Below are 25,486 nucleotides of genomic sequence, written 5' to 3'. Positions count from 1 at the left end.
GAAAAGCTGATGCACTCCGCCGCTTCCGCGCCTGCACCATGACCCGGCATTTCGACGCCATCGTCATCGGCACCGGTCAGGCCGGCCCATCCCTCGCCGCGCGGCTCACCGCCGCCGGCATGACGGTCGCCATCATCGAGCGCCATTTGGTCGGGGGCACCTGCGTCAACACCGGCTGCATGCCGACCAAGACCCTGGTCGCTAGTGCCTATGCCGCGCACCTCGCCCGGCGGGGGTCGGAGTTCGGCATCATGACCGGCGACGTCGGGATCGACATGGCACGCATTCACGCCCGCTCGCAAAAGGTCTCGGCGGATGCCCGCGACGGCAACCAGGCCTGGCTCCAGGCCATGCAGCGCTGCACCCTGTTGTTCGGCCACGCCCGGTTCGAGTCCACGCGAACCGTCCGCGTCAACGAGGAATTACTTGAGGCTGACCAAATCTTCCTCAATGTCGGCGCCCGCGTACTGGTCCCCGACATGCCCGGCGTCGAAGACGTGCCCTACTTCACCAATAGTTCGCTGCTCGCGACCGACGCGCTGCCCGATCACCTGGTGATCATCGGCGGCAGCTACATCGGACTGGAATTCGCCCAGATCTACCGCCGCTTCGGCTCCAAGGTGACCGTCATCGAAAAAGGCCCCCGCCTGATCGGACGCGAGGACCCCGAGGTCTCCGACGCCATCCGATCCTTCCTGCAAGCGGAAGCCATCACCATCCGCACCGACGCCGACTGCATCCGCCTCGCGCCACACGCAGACGGCGTCGCGGTCGGCATCGACTGCACCCAGGGTGACACCACGACGGTCGGCAGCCACCTCTTGCTCGCGGTCGGCCGGCGCCCGAATACCGACGACCTGGGCCTGGACAAGGCCGGCGTCGATACAGACGCCCGTGGCTACATCCGTGTCAACGACCGACTGGAAACCAACGTCGCCGGTATCTGGGCGCTGGGCGACTGCAACGGACGCGGCGCCTTCACCCACACTTCCTATAACGACTACGAAATAGTTGCCGACAACCTGCTCAACGCCGCCAACCGCAAGCTCACCGACCGCATTTCCTGCTACGCCCTCTACACCGACCCGCCCCTGGGCCGCGTCGGCCTGACCGAGACCGCAGCCCGCGCCGCCGGCCACCAGGTCCGCGTTGCCCACCGACCGATGACCCGGGTCGGCCGCGCCGTCGAGAAAAGCGAAACCATCGGTTTCATGAAGCTCGTGGTCGATGCCGGCACCGACGCGATCCTCGGCGCGGCGTTCCTGGGCACCAGCGGCGACGAGGCCATCCACACCGTGCTGGACATCATGCAGGCCGGCGGAAACGCCACCACGCTGGCGCACACCATGCACATCCACCCGACCGTCTGCGAACTGGTGCCGACACTCGCCGGCGAACTCAAACCCTGACCACCCCCCCCCCCGGCCACCTTGCAATAGCGCCACGCGCCGCCATCTCGTCGCCGCAGTGGCAAATGTCCCGCCAACAGCCGGACGTCCCTAAATCGCAAACAAACCTTCCCCGGGTTGCGGCGTTGAGCACAGCGCATTCAACCCACCAGCCGGAGGCACCATGCCGATCACCATCAACGGCCAGAACGTTGCGATCCCGGACGATCCGCGCACTTCGTTGCTCGATTTCCTGCGCGACCGCCTGCATCTCAGCGGCACCAAGAAGGGCTGCAACCAGGGCGCTTGCGGCGCCTGCACCGTGCTGGTCGACGGCGATCGCATCCTTTCCTGTCTGGCCCTCGCGGTGCAGTACGACGGCCGCTCGATCACCTCGGTCGAGGGTCTGGCCGCAACCGGCGAACTCCATCCGCTGCAGCAGGCGTTCATCGATCATGACGGTTTCCAGTGCGGCTACTGTGCCCCCGGCCAGCTCTGTTCCGCCATCGGCATGGCGAACGAGGCGCAACGCGGCCTGCCCAGCGCCGTCACCGCCGATCTGGCCGCCGACACCGTCACCCTGACGCACGACGAACTGCGTGAACGCATGAGCGGCAATCTGTGCCGCTGCGGCGCCCACAACGGCATCATCGCCGCGATCGCGCAAACCTGCGCCGGGACGACCAGTGCTGCGGACCCCGCGCCATGACCCCGTTCAGCTACACCCGCCCGGCCGACGCCGGCGACGCGATCGGCCTCGCCTCCGCCGCCGGCGCCAAATACCTCGGCGGCGGCACCAACCTCGTCGACCTGATGCGCGAAACCGTGGAGCAGCCCGACGCCCTGATCGACGTCACCGCGCTGTCCCGCAGCATCGAACAGCGCCCTGACGGCAGCGTCCTGATCGGCGCCGCCGCCAGCAACAGCGCCGTCGCCGGCCACCCGGTCATCCGCACCCACTATCCGGTCCTGGCCCGAGCCATCCTGGCCGGCGCCAGCGGCCAGATCCGCAACATGGCAACCGTCGGCGGCAACCTGCTGCAGCGCACTCGCTGCGCTTACTTCTACGACGACGCCGCGCGCTGCAACAAACGCCACCCCGCCGCCGGCTGCGACGCAATCGACGGCTTCAACCGCATGCACGCCATCCTCGGCGCATCCCCCGCCTGTGTCGCCACCCACCCCTCCGACATGTGCGTGGCGCTCGCCGCGCTCGACACCGTGGTCCACCTGCGCGGCCGCTCCGGCGTCCGCACCCTGCCGCTGGTCGACCTGCACCGGCTGCCGGGCGACCGGCCGGATCAGGAGACCGTGCTCGACCCGAACGAACTGATCACCGCGGTCGAGCTACCCGTTTTGGCCCGGACGGCCCGCTCCACCTACCGCAAGGTGCGCGACCGAGCGAGCTATGCCTTTGCGGTGGTCTCGGTCGCTGGCGCACTGGATCTCGCCGAGGACGGCTCGGTGCGCGACGTCCGCCTGGCTCTCGGCGGCGTCGCGCCCAAGCCCTGGCGCGCCTGGGCCGCCGAACAGGCGCTGCGCGGCCAGCCCGCCACCGAGGCAAACTTCCGCGCCGCGGCCGACGCCGAACTGGCTGCCGCCGCACCGCTGCGCCACAACGGCTTCAAGGTCGAACTCGCCAAACGCACCATCACCGCCGTGCTCGGCGCACTGCTGCATGGAGACGCCGCATGACCACCCCCGACACCATCGACCGCCCGGCGCCGCAAACACAACACGGCTCGATCGGCACCGCGCTGCCGCGCGTCGACGGCCCGCGCAAGGTGCAGGGCGAGGCCCGCTTCGCCGCCGAGGTGGCGCTCGACAACATGCTCTACGCCGCCCTGGTCTATTCCACCATCGCCCGCGGCCGCATCGCCACGCTCGACACCACCGTGGCGGAAGCAGCCCCCGGCGTCGCCCTTGTGATGACCCACCGCAACGCCCCGGCGATGGCGCCCCCGGCCCTGTTCCTCACCGAACCCCTCGCCGCCGGCCCCAGCAGCCTGCCGGTGATGCAGGACGACTCGATCCACTGGAACGGCGAGCCGGTCGCCCTGGTGCTGGCCGAGACCCAGGAGCAGGCCGACCACGCCGCCTCGCTGATCAACGTCACCTACGAAGCCGAACCGGCCAGCCTCTCGTTCGACCAGGCCGCGGTCCACGCCCGCCACCCAGACAGTGTCATGGGCGAACCGCCGCTGCTCGAACTCGGCGATGCCGAAGCCGCGCTCGCCGCCGCAGCGCACAAGATCGACCGCATCTACGAAACCCCCCGCCACAGCCACGCCGCCATCGAGCCGCACGCCGCCACGATAATGTGGGACGGCGACAAGCTGATCATCCACGACGCCACCCAGATGCTCAACGCAACGCGCTGGACCCTGGCCGGCATTTTCGGCCTGCAGGAAGATCAGATCCGCATCCTGTCGCCGTTCGTTGGCGGCGGCTTCGGCGGCAAGGGACTCTGGAGCCACCAGATCCTGGCGATCGCCGCGGCCAAAATGGCCGCCCGCCCGGTCCGCATCGGCCTGACCCGCGCCGGCGTGTTCCGCATCACCGGTGGCCGCACCACCACCCGACAGCGCGTCGCCCTCGGCGCCAAAGCCGACGGCACCCTGGCGGCGCTGATCCACACCGGTACCGTTGCCATGACCACGCACAACAACTGTCCCGAACAGTTCACCTTCCCGGCAAAGCACCTCTACGCCGCCGACAGCTTCCGGCTGGAGCAGCACGTCGCCGACATCGACATGGTCGCCAACACCTTCATGCGCGCTCCCGGCGAATCGGTCGGCACTTTCGCGCTGGAATCCGCACTCGACGAACTTGCCGAGGCCCTTGCCATCGACCCGATCGAACTGCGCCGCCGGATCGAGCCGGCAAAGGACCCCACCAGCGGCCTGGCGTTCTCCTCACGCCACATCCTCGAGGCCTATGCCAAAGGAGCCGAACGCTTCGGCTGGGCCAACCGCAACCCGGTCCCGCGATCGCGCCGCGAGGGTGAGTGGCTGATCGGCATGGGCGTCGCCACCGCAACCTACCCATACTACCGCATGCCCGGCGGAGCCGCCCGCATCACCCTGACTAAAGACGGCCGCGCCCGGGTCGAGATGGCCAGTCACGAGATGGGCATGGGCACCGCGACCGTGCAGGCCCAGGCCGCCGCCGATTGCCTCGGCCTGGCGCCGGAACAGGTCGTGTTCGACTACGGTGACACCGCAATGCCGTCCGGCACCCTCGCCGGCGGTTCGTCGCAGACCGCCTCGATCGCCGCCGCCGTCGCCGCCGCCACAACCCAACTTATCACCGAGCTGCTGCAACTCGCCGGCAATGCCTCCCCTCTGGCCGGCCTGCGGCCCGACCAGGTGGAACCGCGCGACGCCGGCCTGGCAAGCCGCGAGCAGCCCGACCGCTTCGAACGCTACGTCTCGATCCTGTCGCGCGCCGCCCGCGACGACGTCTGCGCCCAGGCCGATGCGCCGATGCCGACCGAGATGGGGGAACACTCCATGCACTCCTACGGCGCACAGTTCTGCGAGGTCCGGGTCAACGCGATCACCGGCGAAACCCGGGTCAGCCGCTTCCTCGGCTCGTTCGACACCGGCCGCATTCTCAACCCGCGCACCGCCACCAGCCAGTTCCGCGGCGGCATCATCATGGGGCTTGGCCTGGCCCTCACCGAGGAGACCCAGTTCGACGAGCGCAGCGGCCGCATCATGAACCCCTCGCTCGCCGAGTATCACGTGCCCGCCCATCTGGATGTGCCGCATATCGACATCATCTGGACCGGCCATCCCGACCCGTACGCCCCACTCGGCGCCCATGGCATCGGCGAGATCGGCATCACCGGCGTGGCCGCCGCCGTCGCCAACGCGATCTACAACGCCACCGGGCGGCGCATCCGGGACCTGCCGATCACCCTCGACAAGCTGCTATGATCGGCGCTGGCGATCCGGTGGCGGCCAGGGTGTGGTTGCCGCCTTCACCTCGCCACGCTGCTGTGATCGCCAGCGCCGACCCGCGCAACGGACCGCAACCATGATCGATGGCCAATCCGACGCAACCATCCGCGACGTCCTGGCCGGCACCAGACGCATCGCCCTGGTCGGCGCCTCCGACAAGCCGTGGCGCCCGTCATACGAAGTGATGCGGTTCCTGCTCGACCGCGGCTACCACGTCACGCCGGTCAACCCCAGCCTCGCCGGCCAGCAGATCCATGGCCGGCCCGTGGCCGCCGACCTCGCCGCCGCGGCACCGCTCGACATGGTCGACGTGTTCCGCGCCTCCGCCCATGTCGGCGCCCTGATCGACGACGCCATCCGGTTGCGCGCGCAAACCGTCTGGATGCAGCTTGGCGTGATCGATCAGGCGGCCGCCGAACGCGCCCGTGCCGCCGGCTTAACCGTGGTGATGGATCGCTGCCCGGTGATCGAGACCCGCCGCATCGGTCCGATCACCCCGCGCCATTGAACCTAACCGGCCCTGGTGCCACATTGCTCCCGTTCGGGTCAACTTTGCCTAACCTCGAAGGGGGCACCCCATGACCAACGAAGAACGCCAGATCATCAGCCAGTTCATCGCCCGAGTCGGGGGCGCTCCACAGCCGGCCTTCGGCAGCAGCGGATCAGTGCCGGCAACCCAGCCGGCGCTGCCGCCGATCGACCGCGAGGCCGATGACTTCATCGGCCAGGCTTTCACGCAGAACCCCGAAGCGCGCTACCGCATCACCCAACTCGCCTTCGTCCAGGAGCACGCCCTGGTCGAGGCGCAGAACCGCATCCAGCGCTTGCAGTGGGAACTGCAGCAGTCCCAGCAAGCCACCCAGCAGGCGCAGCAGTCCGGCCAGCGCAGTGGCGGCGGCGGATTCTTCAGCGGCCTGTTCGGCGGCGGCAACCGGGCGCAGCCGCAGGGCGATCCGCGCTGGGGCGGCCAGGGGAGCGGTCAGGGCGGCGGCCCGCAGGGCGCGCCCGGCTATCCCGGCGGCCAGCCGCAACAGCCGAACTACCAGCAATCCGCGCCACCGCCGCAATATCCGCCAAACTACCAGCAGGGCATGTTCCAGCAGCGCGGCGGGTCCGGCTTTCTCGGCTCCGCGCTGACCACCGCGGCCGGAGTCGCCGGCGGCATGGTGGCGGGCAACGCCCTGATGAACCTGTTCTCGCCGCACTCCGGCATGGGCGGCGGCTTCGGAGCCGGCGGGCTGGGCGGTGAAGCCGCCGCCAGCCCGTGGGCAAATCCAGCCGCCACGGCCCAAGACTACGTCGATAACGGAACCTGGGATCAGTCCGGGGCGGCGGCGCCCGACAACCAGGGCTCTGCCGACAGCGGGAGTTGGGACCAGTCCAGCCAGGGAAACGACCCGTCTTGGACCGACAACTCCGGCGGCGGCAGCGACGGCGGCGGATGGGACAACACGAGCGGCGGCAGTGACGGCGGCTGGGACAGCGGCGGCGGCAGCGGTGGCAGCGACGGCGGCGGATGGGACAGCGGCGGCGGCGGTTCCGACGATACCTTCTAGTGTTTCGAGTCTGAAGTTCGCCATGGCTGGCGAATCTCAGTCTGGCGCCTAGCTCTTTGTTTTTAGTGGCCTGCTAGTCTCCTACGCCCGTCGCATAGAACTTCGAAGGCAGGAAATTGGCTACGACGGGACCCGGCCAGCGCGTAAACCGCGCACCGCCAACCCCGCAAATCCGCCAGACCCGCACACAAAAAAAGACGGCGGTGCTTTTGGCACCGCCGAAGTTTAGGGAGGAAACGTCCAAGAAAGCAGGGCGTCGCAACGCGCCTGCAGGACACACTTTGGCGTTTGCACACACCGAGTGCAAGAATTATCTTGCTGCGACGCAGCATTTGTTAATCATCTGACCATTTTGTGACATTTACGCCACATATTTGGGCAGTGCCACCCGCCTTCCCCGTCAGTGCCCGCCAATCAGGCAGAATTTCCCCCCGCCCGCGCCAGCGCCACCACCGTGCCCAGGCTGTTCGCCATGTCGGTCGGGATCAGCACCGTCGTCCCGCGGTCCTTGTTCATCTCGTACAGCAAGTTCATCTGCCGCAGCTTCAGCGCGTTCGGGTCGCTGCCGTACAGTTTCGCCGCCTCTAGGATCTGTTCCGCGATCGCCTGCTCCGCCGAAGCCAGCGTCACCCGAGCCGCCTTCTCCCGCTCGGCCTGAGCCTGCCGGCTCATGGCGTCCTGCAGCTCCCGCGGGATCGCCACGTCCTTGATCTCCACGCTGCTCGCCGTCACCCCCCACGTGTTGGTCTTCGTGCTGATCGTCACCCGAAGCTGCTCGTCGGCGGCCTTGCGGTCCGACAGCAGCTTCGACAGGTCGGTGGCGCCGATCATCTCGCGCAGGCTGGTCTGCGCCACCCGCTCGATCGCCTCGCGATAATTGGCGATGCGGATCGCCGCCGCCTCGGCGTCCACCACCTGCCAGAACACGATCGCATCGACACCGACCGCTACCGTATCGCGGGTCAGCGCCTGCTCGGCGGTGATCATCGTGGTCTGGATGCGCAGGTCGATGACCTGGGCAACCGCGTCGATCAGCGGGAACACCAGGTAGATGCCGGGGCCCGAGACGGCATGGAACCGCCCCAGCCGCAAGATCACCGCGCGTTGCCATTCCGAGGCGATGCGCACCGACCGGACCAGGACCAGCAACACCGCCACCACGACGACGATAATTCCGATAGTCATCGCAAACCTCCTTGATCGTCCCGCCAATGCCACGCCGATCGGCGCCCCATGTCATACCGACGTCGCGGCCTGGCGTCTCACCTTGCCGCCCGACCGCTTGTCTGGCACCACCCGCGCCATGCCCGGCACCTCCGAATCCCGCCCCGTCTCCGGCCTGGAGAACACCGCGCTGATCGGCGTCATGCTGCTGCCGCTGCTGCTGCTGCACGCCCACGGCGTCGCCGAGATCGTGATCGCGCTGGTCGACCTGTGCTTCCTGGCCCGCTCCGCGATGACCCGCGATTGGGCGTGGCTGCGGATCGGCTGGCTGTGGTTCGCCGCCGCCTGGTGGGGCTGGCTGGTGTTCTGCTCGCTGCCGGTCCCCGGCACCACCCTGGGCGAGGGCGGCGCCCGCTCGCTGCTCCAGGCGGTGATCACGGTTCGCTTCCTGCTGCTGGTCGTGGCGCTCGAGTGGCTCGTCTTGCGCACCGCCGCCGCCCGCCTCTGGCTGTGGCGCCTGGTCGCTGCCTCCGCCGCCTGGATCGTGCTCAACAGCGTCATCCAGGACCTCTTCGGTCGCAACCTGATTGGCTGGCCGCCCGCCGCCGAGGGCGTGCTTACCGGCCCGTTCGGCACCGCCCGAGCCGGGCCGCCGATGGCGCGGATCATCATCCCCGCGGTGCTGCCCCCGGTCGCCACCCTGCTGCAGCGGCGCGACAAAGCCGCCACCGCCGCCGCCTACGCCCTGCTGCTCGGCAGCGTGCTCATCATGGTGCTGATCGGCCAGCGCATGCCGCTGGTGCTGACCCTGTTCGGCCTGCTGATCGTCGCCGTCCTGATCCGCCGCCTGCGCCCCTTGGTGCTGACCGCGGTGATCGCCGGCGCACTGCTGCTCGCCGCCTCCCCGATCGTAGCGCCAGCGGCGTATTTCCGCCTGGTCGATAAGTTCTCGACCCAGATGGAGCATTTCGCCATCTCGCCGTACGGACAACTCTACACCCGAGCCTGGCAGGTCGGACTGAACCATCCGTTTACCGGCATGGGCTTCGACGGCTTCGGCACCGGCTGTCCGCGGCCGGCCAATTTCCGCCCCAGCTTCGACGGTAGCCAGCCCGACGGCGGCGGCGCGAAAATCTGCTGGGATCATCCGCACAACCACTATTTGCAGGCGCTGGATGACGGCGGCTTCATCGGATTGGCCCTGTTCGGCGCCATGGCACTGGCCTGGCTGCGCCCGCTCGGCCGCGGTCTGTGGCGCGATCCCGAACCACGCCGGGTCGCCCTGTTCGCCGCGATCTTCATCCAGGTGTGGCCGATCCAGTCCACCACCGCTTTCACCTCCATGCCGGTCGGCGGCTGGTTCTTCCTGCTGCTGGGCTGGGCCATGGCGGAATCGCGCGCCCAACCAGGAAGCTGACCCTGTCGTTCGGCGCTCAACCCAAGCCGCCTGGTCGGCCTGACGCCACGCCGCTCGTCGCCGTGGTTCTGCCGCCGCGTGAGGGGTTCGGACCCGGCCGCACCGGCGCGATCGGTCTGCTCGCCCGGCGCCTGGTGCAGACCCCTGGTTTCCGCAGCGTCGTGTTCGGTGGCAAACAGCAAGGCTCGGTGTTTGCCGATATCGACTTCCGCCCGGTCAATCCGAAGCCGTGGACCCTGGGCAACACCAACCGGCGCTACGCCGCCGCCGTCGCCGCCATCCTGCAGCGCCTCGACCCCGCGCTCATCGAGGTCCACAACCGTCCCGAGATCGCCCTCGTTCTCGCCGACCGGCTTCCCGCCATCCCGGTCAGCCTCATCCTCAACAATGACCCGCAAGCGATGCGCGACGCCGCTACCCCGGCGCAGCGAGCCGCCATGCTGCGCCGGCTCGCCAGGGTGATGACGTCGTCGGAATATCTCCGCCAGCGCGTGCTTGACGGCGTCGCCGACCCGGCGCGGAAAGCGATCGCCGACCCGGCGCGGAACCCTGGCGCCGACCCGGCGCGGGACCCTGGCGCGGCGCCGACAAACCCGCCCGTCCCCGCCGCGGTCCACACCCCGGTGGTGCTGCCGAACTGCCTCGACCTCGCCCAGTTGCCGCCCCGGCGCCCGCGCGAGGACCTGATCCTGTTCGCCGGCCGCGTCGTCGCCGACAAGGCCCCCGACGCCTTCATCGCCGCCTGCGCCGCCGCGCTGCCCCACTTGCCCGGCTGGACCGCCGAGATCATCGGCGCCGACCGCTTCAGCGCAGACAGCCCCGACACCGGCTTCGTCCGCGCCACCCGCGCCGCCGCCGCCGCCGCCGGGGTCCGCATGGCGGGCTATCGTGACCACCCCGACGTGCTCGCCGCGATGGCCCGAGCCGCCATCGTCGTGGTCCCCAGCCGCTGGCCCGAACCGTTCGGCCTGGTCGCCCTGGAGGCTATGGCCAGCGGCGCGGCGTTGATCTGCTCGCCCCGCGGCGGCCTGCCCGAGGTCGCCGGCGACGCCGCGCTCTACGCCGATCCCGACCACCCCGAAGCCATCGCCGCCGCCATCCGCGGCCTCGCCGCCGACCCGGCAAGGCGCGCCGCGCTCGCCGAGGCCGGCCGCCAGCGCGCCCGACAGTTCGACGTCGCGGTGATCGCCGCCCAACTGGCTGCCCTGCGCCGCGACATCCTGGCATCCGATCGCAGAGAAGCGCCCGACGCGGAGCGTCCACGATTCGGCGCGTGAATCGGATGCTCAAACAAACAGCGAGTATCGCGCTGCTCTGATGCGCGATACTCGCCGCCGCTGGTTGACGCCCAGCCCCGCCCCTATATTGCTGGCCTAGACAGCTCAGGAGCCAACCCCATGGCCGAACCGAACGCACCCGTGCCGGTAACCGTGCTCACCGGCTATCTCGGCGCCGGCAAGACCACCCTGCTGAACCGCATCCTCAGCGAGCAGCACGGCCGCAAATACGCCGTGGTGATCAACGAATTCGGCGAACTCGGCGTCGACAACGACCTCGTGGTCGACAGCGACGAGGAAGTCTTCGAGATGAACAACGGCTGCATCTGCTGCACCGTGCGCGGCGACCTGATCCGCATCGTCGGCGGCCTGATGAAGCGGCGCGACAAGTTCGACGGCATCATCATCGAGACCACCGGCCTGGCCAACCCCGCACCCGTCGCGCAGACCTTCTTCGTCGACGACACGGTCAAGGCAAAGGCCCGGCTCGATGCCATCGTCACCGTGGTCGACGCCAAGCACCTGCCGGCGCGCCTCGCCGACAGCCACGAGGCCGCCGACCAGATCGCCTTCGCCGACGTCATCGTGCTGAACAAGACCGATCTGGTGACGCCCGCCGAACTCGACGCGGTCGAGGCCACCATCCGCCAGATCAACCGCTTCGCCGTCATCCACCGTACCCAGCGCGCCGCACTGCCGATTGCCCAGGTGCTCGACCGCGGCGCCTTCGACCTGTCGCGCATCCTGGCGCTGCATCCCGACTTCCTCGAAGACGACGAGCACGAACACAACGACGACGTGTCGTCGATGAGCTTCGAGGTGGAAAAGCCGATCGACCCGGAGAAATTCAACGCCTGGATCGGCGTGCTGCTGCAGGACAAGGGCGCCGACCTGCTGCGCACCAAGGGCATCCTGCACTACGCCAATGAAGATCGCCGCTTCGCCTTCCAGGCGGTGCACATGATCGCCGACGGCGACTTCATCGCGCCGTCGAAGACCACCGAGGCAAAGACCAGCCGCCTGGTGTTCATCGGCCGCAACCTGAACCGCCCGCAACTCCGCCGAGGCTTCGAAAGCTGCGCCGCGGATTGACGGATACCAACGACGTAGCTACTTTTACGTAGTACACGCCGCAGGTTCAAACGGTGCCCGAATGGGTCTTGGACCGACAAAAGGATTTGCGTAATCGCCGGCGGCATGGCCTGTCCCTAGCCAGTGGAATACCCGCACTGGAAGATCCGCTCGCGCTATCGCGGCCCGACCCGCATCCGGATGGCGATCGATGGCAAACGGTGGGTTCGGCAGCGAGCGTGGTCACGCTTTTCGTCGTTTGCACCGACCCCGGGTCGATGCCGGACGGCCGCCAGGAAGGTCGTATCATCAGCGTGAGGAAGGCCTCCGCATACGAGAGGAAGGCATATGAAAGCGGCGACTTCTAAGTCTCGAACGGCTGCTTCAGAGAAGCTCGACCCCAAAGTTTTGACCCAATTGCGCAAGGCTGCCGCGCTGCCGGACCAACAAATCGACCTGTCCGATCCGGACGCACCCGAGGTCCGCGACTGGTCCGGCGCGGTGCGCCGCCGCTTCTACAAGCCGGTCAAGAAACTCAAAAGCCTGCGCATCGATGCCGATGTATTGGCATTCTTCGAGGCGCAAGGGCCGGGCTATCAAACCCGGATCAACCAGGTCCTGCGACAAGCCATGCTTCAAGCCTTGCAGCGTTCGGGGCATGAGCCAGTATAGCGCCATGAGCCAAACAGCCAAGCCCGCCTTCCTGCTGAACTCCCGCGGCGTCTCCCGCGACCTCGACGCCTACGTCGTCGCCGCCCGGTTCTCCCGCGACGGACGCCTCGCCGGTTTCGCCCTGGGCGATGGCACCGTCTGGCTGGCGCCACTCGCCGCATCGACCGATTGGACCCAGGTCACCGCCCATGACGGCGCCGTTCTCGATTTCGCCGCCGACCCCACCGGCGACGGCTTCATCTCCGGCGGCGACGACGGCAAGCTCGTCCGCGTCGCTGCCGACGCAACCGTCTCCGCCATCGCCGACTTCGGCACCAAATGGGTCGAGCACGTCGCCACCCACCCGATCGACAACACCAAAGGCCTGATCGCCGCCAGCGCCGGCAAGCTGGTGCGGCTGTTCGACCACACCGGCCGAGCGCTGAAGGAACTCACCCACCCCTCCACCGTCACCGGCCTGGTGTTCGACGCCAGAGGCAAGCGGATCGGCGCCTCGCACTACAACGGCGCCTCGCTCTGGTTCGTCGCTGCCAAGACCGATACGCCCCGCAAACTGGAGTGGAAAGGCAGCCACACCAGCATCCTGATCCACCCCGAGGGCGACGCCGTGGTCACCGCGATGCAGGAAAACGCCCTGCACGGCTGGAAGCTGCCCGACGGCGCCCACATGCGCATGAGCGGCTACCCCGCCAAGACCGCCAGCCTGTCGTTCACCCGCAACGGCAAATGGATGGCGAGCAGCGGCGCCGACGCGATGGTGATCTGGCCGTTCTTCGGCGGCGGTCCGATGGGCAAGGCGCCATTGGAGCTCGCCGGCGGCGACGGCATCATCTGCGCCCAGGTCGCGGCCAACCCAAGGGACGAGATCGTCGCCGGCGGCTTCACCGACGGCCTCGTCGTGGTCGCCGACATCAACTCGTCCCGCGTCCTGCCGGTCGTGCCGCCCCAGCATGGCCCGATCAGCACCCTGGCCTGGAGCCCGGACGGCACCCGGCTGGCGGTCGGCAGCGAGACCGGCTTCGCCGCGCTGATCGACTTCGCCAAACACTGACCGTGGCCGCGTTCCGCATCCACCCCGCCACCGCCGATCACATCCCCACGGTCGCGACGCTATTCCGCGAATACGCCGAAGGCCTGGGCGTGGACCTGTCCTACCAGGGCTTCGAAGCGGAATGCGCCACCCTCCCAGGCGCCTACGCGCCACCCGCCGGCGCCCTGCTGCTCGCCCTCTCCGACCAAGACGAACCGCTCGGCTGCGTCGCCGTCCGCCCGCTCGCCGCCCCAGGCGTTGGCCCGAACGCCTGCGAGATGAAGCGCCTGCACACCAGGCCCAACGCACGCGGCGCCGGCATCGGACGCGCCCTCGCCGAAGCCGCGATCCAGGCCGCTACAAGCGCCGGCTACCGAACGATGTGCCTCGACACGCTGCCAACGATGCGCGCCGCCCACCACCTGTATCGCCAACTTGGGTTCGAGGTCATCCCGCCCTATTACGAGTCCCCGATCACCGGCACCCTGTTCATGCGAAGGCGGCTGGCGCCCCAAAAAAAGCAACCGTAGCACCGCCAAACCCACGCCAGCCAAACCACCGCTCGGCCAACCATCCAGGACCCTCGCCGCGCCGGCGGCCGAACGTGCATCTCGTTTGTTCACAGTTACGACCAGCCGATCAAGCGTTAAGGCAATTGCGCCAGCGTCAAGACCCCCCAAAAAGACCGAGCTTGGCACCAGCCACGGCCGCGGTTTTTGTTTCGTCCCGCCGGTTCCTGAAACCCAAGCCACGAAACCCGCAGGGAATATGACCGCCTGCCGCCACCTCCGTGTGGCTCTGTGCTCCTCGTTCGTCCTTCGTGGTAATTCAATCGGCAAACACAACAAAGTGTCGGTGCCAAAAACGCCAGATATCATCGCGCCGGCCACAACCACCGCACGCGAACCATCCAGTGCGACCACCCAAATCGAACAGCCCGACGATCTCGCCGGCACTCAAAACAGCCCCTCGATCTCCCCATCCTCACGCAGATGGATCGCCTCCGCCGCCGGCACCCGCGGCAGCCCCGGCATCGTCATGACATCGCCGCAGATCGCCACCACGAAACCCGCCCCCGCCGACAGCCTGACCTCGCGCACCGGCAGCACGTGCCCGGTCGGCGCCCCCATCACCCCCGCATCGGCCGAGAAGCTATACTGCGTCTTCGCAATGCAAACCGGAACATCCCCGAATCCGGCATCCTCGAACGATTTCAGCTTCCTCGCCACCGCATCCGGCACCGAGATCTCCCCCGCCCGGTAAATCTCCTCGGCAATCCTGCGGATCTTGTCGGCCAGCTTCAGCTCCAGCGGATACAACGGCTGGTACGCCGCCTCGCCGGCCTCGATCTGCGCCACCACCGCGCGCGCCAGCGCCTCCGCACCGGCCCCGCCATCCGCCCAATGCGTGCAAGAGATCGCCTCGCTGCCGATCGCCGCCATGGCATCCTTGATCGCGGCGAACTCCGCCTCGGTGTCCGAGGTGAAATGGTTGACCGCCACCACCACCGGCAGCCCGAACTTCTGCAGGTTCTCCACATGGCGCCGCAGGTTGGCAGTGCCCCGCCGCACCGCCTCGACGTCCTCCGGCCCCAGCGCGCTTCGCGCCACACCGCCGTGCATCTTCAGCGCCCGCACCGTCGCCACCACCACCGCGCAGGCCGGTTTCAACCCGGCCGAACGGCACTTGATATCCAGGAACTTCTCACCCCCCAGATCGGCTCCGAAACCCGCCTCCGTCACCACCACGTCCGCCAGCTTCAGCCCCAGCCGCGTCGCCATCACCGAGTTGCAGCCATGCGCGATATTGGCGAACGGCCCGCCATGCACCAGCGCCGGCGACCCCTCCAGCGTCTGCACCAGGTTCGGCGCCACCGCGTCCTTCAGCAGCACCGACATCGCCCCATCCGCCTTCAGGTCGGCGGCGGTGATGTTCTTGCCGTCGCGGGTCTGCGCCACGATCATCCGCCCCAGCCTCGCCTGCAGATCAGCCAAGTCCCTGGCCAGGCAGAACACCGCCATCACCTCGGAGGCGACGCTGATGTCGAACCCATCCTCGCGCGGAAAGCCGTTTGCCACCCCGCCCAGACTTCCGGTGATGCTGCGCAACGCCCGGTCGTTCATATCCAGGCAGCGCCGCCAACTGATCCGCCGCGCATCGATCCCCAGCGGATTGCCCCAGTAGATCGAGTTGTCGATCATCGCCGCCAGCAGATTGTTGGCTGACGTGATGGCGTGGAAGTCGCCGGTGAAGTGCAGGTTGATCTGCTCCATCGGCACCACCTGGGCATAGCCGCCGCCCGCCGCGCCGCCCTTCATCCCGAAGCTGGGACCCAGGCTGGGCTCGCGCAGGCAGATCGCCGCCCGCTTGCCGATCCGGTTCAGCGCATCGCCCAGGCCCACCGTCGTGGTGGTCTTGCCCTCGCCCGCCGGCGTCGGGCTGATCCCGGTGACCAGCACCAGGGCGCCATCAGGGCGTGATTCCAGGCCGTCGATGAAGTCCAGGGCAATCTTCGCCTTGTACCGCCCATAAGGCTCCACCGCTTGCTCGGGAATGCCCAGCCGGTCGGCGATCTGCTGGATCGGACGAAGCGTCGCGGCACGGGCGATTTCCAGATCGGAGTTCATGTCACGGCGCCCTCCCGGCGGGTTATGCCGATTTCCCGCAATGCCTGATCCATCGCTCGGACCGCACCCGCCATGTCGGCCGGTGTGATCGCCCCAATGCAGCCGACGCGGAATGTGGGAGACGGCGTGTTATAAAAATTGCTTATCAGGATCCCCCTGGATTTCAACGCATCGACGAATGCCTGCAGGTCCCACGCCGGATCCGCCGGAGCATGCACGTTGACGATCACCGGTCCCTGTCGCGAGGCCGGCAGCCAAGGCGTCAGACCAAGATCGCGCACCCCGTCATAAAGCGTCCGCATGTTGCCGGTATAACGCGCCAGCCGACCCACCTGACCCTCGGCATCGAGGTAATCCAGCGCCACGTCCAGCGCCGCCAGGATCTGCGCCGGCGGGGTGAACCGAAAGCTGCCCGAGCCGCTGCGCAACGCATGGTCGTGGATGCTCGCCAGATCGAACGACCAACTCCCGGCACCCCCGGCGCAGGCAACCAACCGATCGATCCGAGCCACCGCGAACGCCACCCCGGGCAGCGCCTCCAGGCATTTGTTGGTGGTGAACACTGCAACATCGACCTCCGGCTGGGCCGAGATATCCAGCGGCAGCGCGCCGAACGCCGAGACCGCGTCGATGATCATCCGCCGCCCGGCTTCGCGCACCACCGCGCCGACCGCCCGGACGTCGTGGATCACCCCGCTGCCGGTCTCGGAATAGACCATGCCGACATGGCTCAGCGACGGGTCCGCCCGCAGCGCGGCGGCAACCGCGGCCGGATCGGTCGCCTCGCCGAACCCGACCGGCAGCGTCACCGCGACCCGCCCGGCCTCCCGCGCCAGCCGGATCATGCGATCGGCATAGGCCCCGCTCGCCGGCACCAGGATGCGCCCGCCGGGCGGCAGGAAACTGCGCAGCGCCGCCTCGGTGATGAAGTGCCCGCAGCCCTGCAGCGGCAGCACCGCGTGCTGGCCCTCGACGCCCCCGGAAAGCCGCAGGATGCGGCCGCGCAGGCGCGCCAGGAATTCGCGGAAATCGTTGTCCCACGGCGCGATGTCCCGCGTCAGCGCCTGGCGCACTTCGATACGGGTGGTGACGGGGCCGGGGATCAACAGCAACATCGGGCGAAACTCGCATGCAGAGGCCAAGAAATCCACCCATGGCGCGACCGTTCCATGCTACGATTTGGCCATGAACATGCCGTTTGCACTGCCCGACTGGGTGCCCTGGTGGGTGCCGCTCGTGCTCCTGGTGCCCGCGCTGCTCTACGCGCTGGCCTTTCTGTTCATGCCGTTCAGCGTGCTCGGCGTCAAAACCCGGCTGGAAGTCATCGAGGCGCGGCTGGACGAAATCCAGCAAGAGATCCGCCATGTAGCGCTGCGCCTGCCGATTGGCCCGCAAGCGGTGGATTTTGAGGATGTCTACGCCCCGATCGCCCAGCCGCCGCGGCGCGACAACCCGGCCCGCGACAACCCGACCGGTGACCGCCCGCCGATCCCGCCCGCGGTCCGCGACCTGTACGACGATCAGAAGCCGCGCCGGCGAGACCCCCCGGTCCCCGACTGCCCGCCGATCCCACCCGCGACCCAGGACCTTCATTCCGCTGCGGATTTCCGCCCGACCCAGGATCTGCGCCCGACCCAGGATTTCCGGCCAACCCAGGATCTGCGCCCGACCCAGGATCTGCGCCCGACCCAGGATCTGCGCCCAACCCAGCATCCGTATGACGACGACTCGCTGGAACGACCACCGCCGCCGCCGAACATGCGCCCGCCCCGGCGCGAACCACAGATCATCCGCCCTCAGCGGTCCGAGCCCCGGCTCGACGGCCCGCGCTAGTCTGGTGTCCCGAGGCTGATGTCCCGAGGCTGAGTTCGCGATAGCGGGCAAACATCAGTCTCGCAACGCTAGCTCTTTGTTTTGTTGCATGATTGACGCGCCTTGAACGTTCCGCCGAAGCCGCGATCATGCGCTAGCCCCACCGAGACCAAAGCCCCAGCCCAATGGCGTCGGTTCGTGATCTGCCGCGGGTGATCCGGTCACCGCGCGCCCGACGTAACACCTCCATGCCCCATCAAATCGGCTCCGTCGTGCTCGGGATCCTGAGCACGTTTTTCGCCGGCTACGGCCTTTGGGAACTGGCGCTGGCCTATCGCTCCGCAGCCTTCCGCGCCTGGACCGAGCGGGCCGCGATCGCCGCCGGCAGTATGTTTGTCGCCGCGGTGTTCGCCGCCATGACCGTCCAGGTCATCGACGCGCCGCGCTCCGCTGCCCTGGACCAGCGGCCGAACCCGCGGTCGTTCGCCGACCAGTGCACCGGCTGCGAGGCCGCCACCGCGAACCGGCCGATCCGCTCCGACCTATGATTCCTGGCCCACCGGGCGTGCGATCTCCTCCAGCGAAAGCCGGTTGGTGCGCGGGCCGAACATCGCCACCGAGATCACCACGACCGCCATCGCCCCGGCAATGAACAGGAACACCCCCGGCACGCCAAACCGTTGCAGGGTCGCGGCAATGATGAAGCCGGTGAAGATCGTGCTGAAACGGCTCCAGGAATAGACGAACCCCACCGCGGTGGCGCGAATCCGGGTCGGGAACAACTCCGCCTGATAGTTATGCGCCGAGAACGACAGCCAGGCATTCATCATCGTCTGTATCGTTCCGATGATGATCAACGGCACCGCGCTGGTCTGGAACGCGAACGCCACGCCAAACACCGCGATCCCGATGCAGGACAGGCACACCTGCCATTTGCGCTCGATCCGATCGGCGAACATGCTGCTGAACAGCGGAAACAGCGGATAGGCGAAGGCGATGATGAACGAGTATTCCAAGGTCTGCGAGACATGGATCCCGTTGGCGATCAGCAACGTCGGCACCCAGTTGGCGAACCCGTAGAAGCCGATCGTCTGAAAGAAATTGGCCACCGACAGCATGATCGTGCGGCTGCGATAGGTCGGGTTGAAGATCTCCGACAGCTTGCCCTTGCGCGGGTCCTCGACCACCGGCGGCTCCGGCGCCGGCAGCGTGCCGCCGGCTTCGGCCGCCACCTTGGCCTCGATCGCGCTCATCACCCGGTCGGCTTCATCCACCCGCCCCTGCTGAGCCAGCCAGCGCGGCGATTCCGGCATCCGCAGCCGCACGAACCAGACGATGATCGCGCCAACCGAACCGATGATCACCACCCAGCGCCACCCCGACAGCCCAAACGGCGCGGTCGGATTGAGCAGCCAGGCCAGCAGCGCCACCACCGGCACCGGAATGAAGCCGATCGATTGCTGGATCGCGAACACCCGGCCGCGCGCTCGTTTCGGCACCAGCTCGGAGATGAACGTATCGACGGTAACAAGCTCCACCCCGATGCCCACGCCGGCGATGAAGCGCCACAGGTTCACCCCATTCGCGGTGTACTGAAACGCCATGACCAGGGTGGCAACGCAGTACCAGACCAGGGAATAGGTGAACACGGCGCGCCGGCCGAACCGATCCGCCGCCTGGGTGAAGAACATCGTGCCGATGAACAGCCCGGCGAATAGCGCGGCGATGAACGACGCCAGCCCGGTGAACCCGAACAGTGAAACCGTCGTCGGAGTAAAGATCTTGTCGGCGAACATGCCCGGCGCGATCGACCCGGTCAGGAAGATGGCATAGGTGTCGAACCAGCCGCCCAGCGAGATCAACAGCACCAGCACCCACATGTGCCGGGTCATCGGCAACCGGTCCAGCCGCGCGGTGATCTCGGCCGCCGGCGTCACTGTCAGAGTCGAAGCCATCACGTTCTCCCTCAGGTGCGTCTTTGCGCACCTTGTTCCGCCAAGCTTGTTCGCCGGGTTAGACGTTCAGTTCGAGCCTAGCAATCCTGCCCGGCATCATACCGCGGGTCCAGGCGAAGCTCCATCCGACGCGAAGTATGCACTCGATCCACCACTTTTAGCAGCGCCCGTTGCCAACCCCCCTGCCACTCCGAAAGCGGAACCATGCAAATGGTTTCGGTAAGTCCGTCACGACGAAGAAACGGAGCCGCACTATTATAGAGGGAATGATCCAAGCTGGTGTGCTCGAGCTTAAAATGTGCTCTGCGGGGACATTAGAACCGAACTAATATAACACGGAAGGCGATAAGTGATCGCGATATTCGAGGCTATTGTTGATGCGAAAAGCGCAGACGAATGAGGTCCATGAGTGCTCGCATTCGATCCATTGTGGCATCTAGCTCGTTGGCGTCGACGAATCTGGAATTTGTATTGTTAAGTAGTTCCGCAGTGGGTGCCCAAAGTGACAATGTCCCTTTTTGCTCATTCCACACCCAAAAGCCATGGACATAGTCGTTGCGGATTGTGTTTAAAGACGAGATTCTCGGATTATATTATCAAACATCTCTGTCTTTGTGACATTGTGAGGCGATGTTTGCAATAGACTTTCCATAATCCTTATTTTTGTTTGTTGACTTGTTAATCGATCTAAATATCTCTCTACTAGACTGGGAAACAGCTTGGTCTTGATGGTGCGCGTTCCCGGTCACAAGTTCTTCGAAGACACCGATCATCATTTCTTCGACATGGGTCCAGTACGTGATAATCCATCCGAATGAGGCAGCCAAACCGGGGTGCTTTATGCCATAATACCCGTCCGTTGCTTGGGGGTGTGGTCTTCTAGTCGGTTGTGTCCATCGCTTCAGGGCCTTGGGGGTCTTCGGAGTGTTCATGTTTACCTTCCCTTATCCCAGGCAGAAAGAGCGTTAATCACCATGCAAAAATGAAAGACGCGATCAGACCGACCTCTCGCTAATGGCGGAGGCTGAACGCAGCACGCCTGAAATGGCCGTCTGAAACTTTGCGAATTGGCCGCCAAGTGTCGGGTAGGGCACGCGCCCCGCCGCCGCGCTCGACCAAGGCAACGATTGGGCGCTTCTGTGGCCCGCTGCCTCTGGCGCGCTACGCCAATGCCCGACGAGGTGTGGGACTGGGGATCGGACGCCCCATCTCCTCGGCTGCCTCGATCCAACTTTCGATCGCCCCGACGACGTTATGTGCCGCCTGTTCGTACGAATCGCCGTCAGACATACATCCCGGGAGATCGGGAACGAATGCCAGGAAGCCACCGCCATCCTCAGTTGAGGCTGGTTCAATGACGATCGTATAGTCAGCATGTTTCATCATATGGACCTCACGCGTTCAATGAACTTAACCAACTGCTTGATATATACGAGTTTGATCGGCCTGTGAGCGGGTATGGTCACGATATTTGTCTGGCTTGAATGCGTCACCTTATAATGATCACCCCTCTTGGGCGGCCTGCAATCCACGCCACTTTGACGGCAGACGCGCTCTACATCCCTGATCGTCCAATTCCCAGCAGGGTTTCCTCGCATCGATTCGAGTAAGTCAGCCAAGATGAGCCTCCTGGCCTTGAATTATCGAACCGACAGGTTAACAAGAGGTCAACTTGCCCTGCGTGATGACCAGCTACCCCTACCGCGCCTGCGCGCTAGCCTCCGACCGCGTCGCCCCAGACCGCGCCGCCAACGCCGCCGCCATGAACTCGTCCAGATCCCCGTCCAGCACCGCGTCCGGATTGCCCTTCTCCAACCCGGTCCGCAGATCCTTGACCAACTGATACGGCGCCAGCACGTAATTGCGGATCTGGTGCCCCCAGCCGATATCGGTCTTGGCGCTCTCCTGCGCCGCCGTCACCGCCTCGCGCCGCTGCAGCTCAGCCTCGTACATCCGCGCCTTCAGCATCGCCATAGCCGTCGCCCGATTACGGTGCTGACTGCGATCAGTCTGACAAGCCACAATAATCCCGCTCGGCACATGCGTAATCCGGATCGCGCTCTCGGTCTTGTTCACATGCTGCCCACCAGCCCCCGAGGCCCGATAGGTATCCACCTTCAAGTCTGCCTCGTTGATCTCGATCTCGATCGAATCATCCACCACCGGATACACCCAGACCGACGCAAAGCTCGTCTGCCGCCGAGCATTGGCATCGAACGGACTGATCCGCACCAGCCGGTGCACCCCGCCCTCGGTCTTCAGCCAGCCATAGGCGTTGGCCCCGGTGATCTGCAGCGTCGCCGACTTGATACCGGCCTGCTCGCCCTCGCTGGCTTCCATCAACTGCACCTTGTAGGCGTGCTGTTCGGCCCAGCGCATATACATTCGCATCAACATCTCGGCCCAGTCCTGCGCCTCGGTTCCCCCCGCGCCGGCATTTAGCTCGATGTAGCAGTCGTTGCCATCCGCCTCACCCGAAAGCAGGCTCTCGATCTCGCGCCGCTTGGCGTCCTCGGCGGCCGCCCGCAACGACGTCATCGCCTCGGCGACCATCGCCGCATCGCCGTCCGCCTCGGCCAGCCCGATCAGCTCCCCGGCATCGGCCACTTCGCTTTCCAGCGCCCGCACCGCATCCATGGACGACGCGATCTGATTGCGCTCCCGCATCAGCTTCTGTGCCGCCGCGGCATCGTTCCACAAGCCCGGGTCCTCGGCGCGGTGGTTCAGCTCAGCCAGGCGGGCCTCGGCGACATCCCAGTCAAAGATGCCTCCTCAGCAGCGCGATCGACTGCTTGATCTGCTCGTTCAAAGCGTCGGACTCAGCGGACATGGCTCAGCAGATGCTCCGGTGCAACGGGCCGCGTCAATACAGCCCGCCCAGCCCGCTATCAACCCCGCCGTGCACGCCCGACGTCTGCTGCGCCGCATCTGACGACGGCGCGCTGGCCAGCCCCATGCCCAACGGCGCCGAGGCACCCGGAACCTGGTCCGGCTTGAACGCGTCGACAACCGAACCGCCCCGGCCGCTGTCCCACGGCGCCATCGTGACCCCCGGCGGCATCGGGAACGACAGCACCGGATGGCCCGCCAGCGCGGTTGTCATGTAGCTGTTCCAGATCGGCGCCGCCACCGCCCCGCCGGTCTGGTTGTCGCCAAGGCTGGCCGGCGTATCGAAGCCGACCCAGACTACGGTGACCAGATCCGGGGTGAAGCCGGCGAACCAGGCATCGGCGAAATCCTGCGTTGTGCCGGTCTTGCCGGCGATCGGCCGGTTCAACCCCTTGCCAGCCGGCTTGCCGGTGCCACGCTGCACCACCCCCTGCATCATCGTGACCAACTGGAACACACTGGCGGGGTCGGCGATCTGCGCCCGCGTATCCACCACGTCGGGCGGCTTCGCCGCATCCCCGCAACCGGTGCAGTCCAGCCCGGGCGAGCGCAGCACCACGTGCCCATCCGGGTCCTGCACGCTGTCGATCAGACTGGGAATGACCTCACGTCCGCCCATCGCCAGTGACGCGTAGGCACCGGCTTCCCGCATCACCGTGGTCTCCACCGCGCCCAGCGCCGCCGGCAGCACCAGCGGCATCGAATCCACCTCGTGGAAGGCAATCGCGTTGTCGGCGATCGCCTTCATGCCGACCTGCTGCGCCACCCGCAGCGTCACCAGGTTCAACGATTCCTCCAGCGCCACCCGCAGCGACGTCGGGCCACCGAACGTGCCCTCATAGTTGCCTGGCCGCCAGCGCCCATCCGGCGTGTCCACCACGATCGGCGCATCCAGGAACCGCTGGCTCGGCGACACGCCCTTTTCCAGCGCGGTCAGATAGACGATCGGCTTGAAGCTCGAGCCAGGCTGGCGATTGGCCTGCGTGGCGCGGTTGAACTGGCTCTGTTCGTAGCTCCAGCCCCCGACCATCGCCAGCACCCGCCCGCTCTGCGGATCCAGCGACACCATCGCACCCTGCACCAGCGGCACCTGGCACAACGTCGCTCGGTTCATCGCCGCCGGCATCGCGACCGCCGGCAGGCGCCCCCGCACCGGCACCACCGGACCCCTGGGCGGCCCAGGCTGCACCGCCGGCGGCTTGATCATCACCACGTCACCCACCCGCACCACATCGGCCATCCGCCGCGGCGCCGGGCCCGGCTTGCCGTCCCGCACCGTCCGCGCCCAGGCCACATCCGGCAGCCCAAGCATCGCCGCCCGCCGCTCGCCCAGATGGTTCAGCCACTCCACCTTCGCCGTGCTGTCCGAAACCGTCGCCACGATCGCCAGTTGCCACTCCGCCAGCATGCCGGGCGGCCGCGGCTGCTGGTTCAGCGCCGCCGGCCATTGCGTCTCGAAACCGTCCGCCGGCAGATCCAGATGCGCCACCGCCCCGCGCCAGCCGCCCAGCGCATGGTCATAGTTCATCAGCCCATCCCGCAACGACCGTTCGGCGGCGACCTGCAGCGCCGGATCCAGGCTGGTGCGCACCATCAGGCCCCCCTGCGTGGTGGCGTCCTGGCCAAACCGAACCAGCAACTGACGCCGCACGTCCTCGGTGAACCAATCGGCCCCGGGGATCGGCGGCGGCCGACGGAATTCCGACGGCACCACCGGCGCCGCCTTCGCCTCGGCCTGCTGCGCCGGAGTGATCACGTGATCCTCGGCCAGCCGGTCCAGCACGTAGTCGCGACGCACCCGCGCCGCCTCGGGGTACTTGAACGGATTGAGGTTGTTCGGCGCCTTCGGCAACGCCGCCAGGAACGCCGCCTCGGCCAGCGTCAGCTTGTCCAGCGGCTTGTTGAAGTAGGTCTGCGCCGCCGCCGCCACCCCATAGGCGCCCTGCCCGAGATAGATCTCGTTCAGGTACAGCTCCAGGATCCGGTCCTTGCTCAGGGTCTGCTCGATCCGGATCGCCAGGATCGCCTCCTTGACCTTGCGCGACATCGACATCTGGCCGTCCAGCAGCATGTTCTTGGCAACCTGCTGGGTGATCGTCGACGCACCCAGCGGCCGCCGCCCCTGCCCGGCATGCGCCAGATCGAACATCGCCGCGCGCAGGATCGCCATCGGGTCGATCCCGCTGTGGGTGTAGAAATTCCGGTCCTCAGCCGAAATGAAAGCCTGCTTGACGATCTCCGGCATCGCCGCCACCGGCACGAAAATCCGCCGCTCCGACGCCAGCTCCGCCAGCAGTCGCGAATCCCCGGCATAGATCCGGCTCATCACCGGCGGCCGGTAGTTGCGTAGCCCATCGACATCCGGCAGGTCGGCGCTGAAATGCTTGTAGGCCATGTAGGCGCCGGCCGAACCGATCACGCCGACCAGCAGCACCACGCCCAGCACCGCGCCAATGATGCCGCGCGCGGTCCGCACCAAAACCCCGGCGCGCCGCTTCGGCGGTTTTCCCGAGCCGCCGCTGCCGCGCGGACCGCCCGCCTCGGATTGCGCCCGCTCGGATTTAACCCGGCCGGAGGGCGCCAGCTTCTCGCCGGCTCTCAGGGGTCCTGTCATGGCCGCGATATGAACGCTTTTGCGGCGAATCGCCAGCCATCGGATCACA

22 protein-coding genes are annotated in these 25,486 nt (G+C 67.0%); 15 read left to right on the top strand and 7 right to left on the bottom strand.

What is annotated here, in order from left to right; translation table 11 throughout:
* Window positions 1–38 precede the first annotated feature (38 nt).
* From ACQY4T_RS10845 to ACQY4T_RS10820, 6 genes are all read left to right on the top strand, one after another.
* Window positions 39–1,409, top strand: coding sequence for an FAD-containing oxidoreductase (locus ACQY4T_RS10845; protein WP_428541427.1), 1,371 nt, complete (start codon window positions 39–41; stop codon window positions 1,407–1,409).
* A gap of 163 nt (window positions 1,410–1,572) precedes the next feature.
* The gene (locus tag ACQY4T_RS10840; protein ID WP_428541424.1) at window positions 1,573–2,097 is read left to right on the top strand and encodes a 2Fe-2S iron-sulfur cluster-binding protein; all 525 of its coding nucleotides are present in this window, start codon (window positions 1,573–1,575) and stop codon (window positions 2,095–2,097) included.
* Complete coding sequence (locus ACQY4T_RS10835; RefSeq protein ID WP_428541421.1) at window positions 2,094–3,083, top strand: FAD binding domain-containing protein; 990 nt, start codon at window positions 2,094–2,096, stop codon at window positions 3,081–3,083. Before ACQY4T_RS10840 ends, ACQY4T_RS10835 begins: the two co-directional genes overlap by 4 nt.
* On the top strand, window positions 3,080–5,329 hold the full coding sequence (locus ACQY4T_RS10830) for a xanthine dehydrogenase family protein molybdopterin-binding subunit (RefSeq protein ID WP_428541418.1): 2,250 nt from the start codon (window positions 3,080–3,082) through the stop codon (window positions 5,327–5,329). The genes ACQY4T_RS10835 and ACQY4T_RS10830 overlap by 4 nt, the downstream gene beginning before the upstream one ends.
* Window positions 5,330–5,429: 100 nt before the next feature.
* Window positions 5,430–5,861, top strand: coding sequence for a CoA-binding protein (locus ACQY4T_RS10825; protein ID WP_428541415.1), 432 nt, complete (start codon window positions 5,430–5,432; stop codon window positions 5,859–5,861).
* A gap of 70 nt (window positions 5,862–5,931) precedes the next feature.
* Window positions 5,932–6,909, top strand: a complete 978-nt coding sequence (locus tag ACQY4T_RS10820) for a DUF2076 domain-containing protein (protein ID WP_428541412.1) — start codon at window positions 5,932–5,934, stop codon at window positions 6,907–6,909.
* Window positions 6,910–7,323: 414 nt separating this feature from the next.
* Here the strand turns inward: ACQY4T_RS10820 and ACQY4T_RS10815 are convergent, their stop codons facing one another.
* Complete coding sequence (locus ACQY4T_RS10815; RefSeq protein WP_428541409.1) at window positions 7,324–8,094, bottom strand: slipin family protein; 771 nt, start codon at window positions 8,092–8,094, stop codon at window positions 7,324–7,326.
* 118 nt (window positions 8,095–8,212) lie between these two features.
* Between ACQY4T_RS10815 and ACQY4T_RS10810 the strand changes: the two genes are divergently transcribed.
* The 7 genes from ACQY4T_RS10810 to ACQY4T_RS10780 all read left to right on the top strand — a co-directional run bounded on the left by ACQY4T_RS10810 (window position 8,213) and on the right by ACQY4T_RS10780 (window position 14,070).
* On the top strand, window positions 8,213–9,490 hold the full coding sequence (locus ACQY4T_RS10810) for an O-antigen ligase family protein (RefSeq protein ID WP_428541406.1): 1,278 nt from the start codon (window positions 8,213–8,215) through the stop codon (window positions 9,488–9,490).
* Window positions 9,491–9,552: 62 nt separating this feature from the next.
* Complete coding sequence (locus ACQY4T_RS10805; RefSeq protein WP_428541403.1) at window positions 9,553–10,767, top strand: glycosyltransferase family 4 protein; 1,215 nt, start codon at window positions 9,553–9,555, stop codon at window positions 10,765–10,767.
* Between the two features lie 120 nt (window positions 10,768–10,887).
* On the top strand, window positions 10,888–11,859 hold the full coding sequence (locus ACQY4T_RS10800; RefSeq protein WP_428541400.1) for a CobW family GTP-binding protein: 972 nt from the start codon (window positions 10,888–10,890) through the stop codon (window positions 11,857–11,859).
* A gap of 53 nt (window positions 11,860–11,912) precedes the next feature.
* A complete protein-coding gene (locus tag ACQY4T_RS10795; protein WP_428541397.1) occupies window positions 11,913–12,206 on the top strand; it encodes a BrnT family toxin in 294 nt (97 codons plus the stop codon).
* Window positions 12,187–12,510: a BrnA antitoxin family protein gene (locus tag ACQY4T_RS10790; protein ID WP_428541394.1), complete on the top strand. Its 324-nt coding sequence runs from the start codon at window positions 12,187–12,189 to the stop codon at window positions 12,508–12,510. The genes ACQY4T_RS10795 and ACQY4T_RS10790 overlap by 20 nt, the downstream gene beginning before the upstream one ends.
* 4 nt (window positions 12,511–12,514) lie before the next feature.
* Window positions 12,515–13,561 carry a WD40 repeat domain-containing protein gene (locus ACQY4T_RS10785; protein WP_428541391.1) on the top strand — a complete coding sequence of 349 codons (1,047 nt, stop codon included), beginning with the start codon at window positions 12,515–12,517 and terminating at the stop codon, window positions 13,559–13,561.
* A 2-nt stretch (window positions 13,562–13,563) separates the two neighbouring features.
* Window positions 13,564–14,070 carry a GNAT family N-acetyltransferase gene (locus tag ACQY4T_RS10780; RefSeq protein WP_428541388.1) on the top strand — a complete coding sequence of 169 codons (507 nt, stop codon included), beginning with the start codon at window positions 13,564–13,566 and terminating at the stop codon, window positions 14,068–14,070.
* Window positions 14,071–14,496: 426 nt separating this feature from the next.
* On the opposite strand, the gene ACQY4T_RS10775 is transcribed toward ACQY4T_RS10780, so the two are convergent.
* Both ACQY4T_RS10775 and ACQY4T_RS10770 read right to left on the bottom strand, forming a co-directional pair.
* Window positions 14,497–16,167, bottom strand: a complete 1,671-nt coding sequence (locus ACQY4T_RS10775; protein ID WP_428541385.1) for a formate--tetrahydrofolate ligase — start codon at window positions 16,165–16,167, stop codon at window positions 14,497–14,499.
* Window positions 16,164–17,282: a 2-aminoethylphosphonate--pyruvate transaminase gene (locus tag ACQY4T_RS10770; RefSeq protein WP_428541382.1), complete on the bottom strand. Its 1,119-nt coding sequence runs from the start codon at window positions 17,280–17,282 to the stop codon at window positions 16,164–16,166. The genes ACQY4T_RS10775 and ACQY4T_RS10770 overlap by 4 nt, the downstream gene beginning before the upstream one ends.
* 70 nt (window positions 17,283–17,352) lie before the next feature.
* Here ACQY4T_RS10770 and ACQY4T_RS10765 point away from each other — a divergent pair, with 70 nt between their 5' ends.
* Together ACQY4T_RS10765 and ACQY4T_RS10760 are read left to right on the top strand one after the other, a co-directional pair.
* A complete protein-coding gene (locus ACQY4T_RS10765) occupies window positions 17,353–18,000 on the top strand; it encodes a hypothetical protein (protein WP_428541379.1) in 648 nt (215 codons plus the stop codon).
* A gap of 227 nt (window positions 18,001–18,227) precedes the next feature.
* Window positions 18,228–18,527: a hypothetical protein gene (locus ACQY4T_RS10760; RefSeq protein WP_428541376.1), complete on the top strand. Its 300-nt coding sequence runs from the start codon at window positions 18,228–18,230 to the stop codon at window positions 18,525–18,527.
* On the opposite strand, the gene ACQY4T_RS10755 is transcribed toward ACQY4T_RS10760, so the two are convergent.
* From ACQY4T_RS10755 to ACQY4T_RS10740, 4 genes are all read right to left on the bottom strand, one after another.
* The gene (locus ACQY4T_RS10755) at window positions 18,522–19,934 is read right to left on the bottom strand and encodes an MFS transporter (RefSeq protein ID WP_428541373.1); all 1,413 of its coding nucleotides are present in this window, start codon (window positions 19,932–19,934) and stop codon (window positions 18,522–18,524) included. The genes ACQY4T_RS10760 and ACQY4T_RS10755 overlap by 6 nt on opposite strands.
* A gap of 1,161 nt (window positions 19,935–21,095) precedes the next feature.
* Window positions 21,096–21,320: a type II toxin-antitoxin system HicB family antitoxin gene (locus ACQY4T_RS10750; RefSeq protein ID WP_428541370.1), complete on the bottom strand. Its 225-nt coding sequence runs from the start codon at window positions 21,318–21,320 to the stop codon at window positions 21,096–21,098.
* Window positions 21,321–21,632: 312 nt separating this feature from the next.
* Window positions 21,633–22,764 (bottom strand): peptide chain release factor 2 gene (prfB, locus tag ACQY4T_RS10745; RefSeq protein WP_428541367.1). Its coding sequence is split into 2 segments (ribosomal slippage): window positions 21,633–22,694 and window positions 22,696–22,764, totalling 1,131 coding nucleotides; the frame shifts between segments, so codons are not numbered across the junction.
* Between the two features lie 33 nt (window positions 22,765–22,797).
* Window positions 22,798–25,437: a penicillin-binding protein 1A gene (locus tag ACQY4T_RS10740; RefSeq protein WP_428541364.1), complete on the bottom strand. Its 2,640-nt coding sequence runs from the start codon at window positions 25,435–25,437 to the stop codon at window positions 22,798–22,800.
* Between the last annotated feature and the right edge of the window lie 49 nt (window positions 25,438–25,486).

Origin of the sequence: Rhodopila sp., from assembly GCF_965277825.1 — a bacterium.
In the GTDB taxonomy this organism is placed as follows: Bacteria; Pseudomonadota; Alphaproteobacteria; order Acetobacterales; family Acetobacteraceae; genus Rhodopila.
Note: the sequence above shows the minus strand (reverse complement) of the source record. Positions and strands in the feature narration are given on the sequence as shown.

Coding starts and splice junctions, on each gene's coding strand:
- ACQY4T_RS10845 (WP_428541427.1), top strand. CDS start 39: ATGACCCGGCATTTCGACGCCATCGTCATCGGCACCGGTCAGGCCGGC.
- ACQY4T_RS10840 (WP_428541424.1), top strand. CDS start 1,573: ATGCCGATCACCATCAACGGCCAGAACGTTGCGATCCCGGACGATCCG.
- ACQY4T_RS10835 (WP_428541421.1), top strand. CDS start 2,094: ATGACCCCGTTCAGCTACACCCGCCCGGCCGACGCCGGCGACGCGATC.
- ACQY4T_RS10830 (WP_428541418.1), top strand. CDS start 3,080: ATGACCACCCCCGACACCATCGACCGCCCGGCGCCGCAAACACAACAC.
- ACQY4T_RS10825 (WP_428541415.1), top strand. CDS start 5,430: ATGATCGATGGCCAATCCGACGCAACCATCCGCGACGTCCTGGCCGGC.
- ACQY4T_RS10820 (WP_428541412.1), top strand. CDS start 5,932: ATGACCAACGAAGAACGCCAGATCATCAGCCAGTTCATCGCCCGAGTC.
- ACQY4T_RS10815 (WP_428541409.1), bottom strand. CDS start 8,094: ATGACTATCGGAATTATCGTCGTCGTGGTGGCGGTGTTGCTGGTCCTG.
- ACQY4T_RS10810 (WP_428541406.1), top strand. CDS start 8,213: ATGCCCGGCACCTCCGAATCCCGCCCCGTCTCCGGCCTGGAGAACACC.
- ACQY4T_RS10800 (WP_428541400.1), top strand. CDS start 10,888: ATGGCCGAACCGAACGCACCCGTGCCGGTAACCGTGCTCACCGGCTAT.
- ACQY4T_RS10790 (WP_428541394.1), top strand. CDS start 12,187: ATGAAAGCGGCGACTTCTAAGTCTCGAACGGCTGCTTCAGAGAAGCTC.
- ACQY4T_RS10785 (WP_428541391.1), top strand. CDS start 12,515: ATGAGCCAAACAGCCAAGCCCGCCTTCCTGCTGAACTCCCGCGGCGTC.
- ACQY4T_RS10775 (WP_428541385.1), bottom strand. CDS start 16,167: ATGAACTCCGATCTGGAAATCGCCCGTGCCGCGACGCTTCGTCCGATC.
- ACQY4T_RS10770 (WP_428541382.1), bottom strand. CDS start 17,282: ATGTTGCTGTTGATCCCCGGCCCCGTCACCACCCGTATCGAAGTGCGC.
- ACQY4T_RS10765 (WP_428541379.1), top strand. CDS start 17,353: ATGAACATGCCGTTTGCACTGCCCGACTGGGTGCCCTGGTGGGTGCCG.
- ACQY4T_RS10760 (WP_428541376.1), top strand. CDS start 18,228: ATGCCCCATCAAATCGGCTCCGTCGTGCTCGGGATCCTGAGCACGTTT.
- ACQY4T_RS10755 (WP_428541373.1), bottom strand. CDS start 19,934: ATGGCTTCGACTCTGACAGTGACGCCGGCGGCCGAGATCACCGCGCGG.
- ACQY4T_RS10750 (WP_428541370.1), bottom strand. CDS start 21,320: ATGATGAAACATGCTGACTATACGATCGTCATTGAACCAGCCTCAACT.
- ACQY4T_RS10740 (WP_428541364.1), bottom strand. CDS start 25,437: ATGACAGGACCCCTGAGAGCCGGCGAGAAGCTGGCGCCCTCCGGCCGG.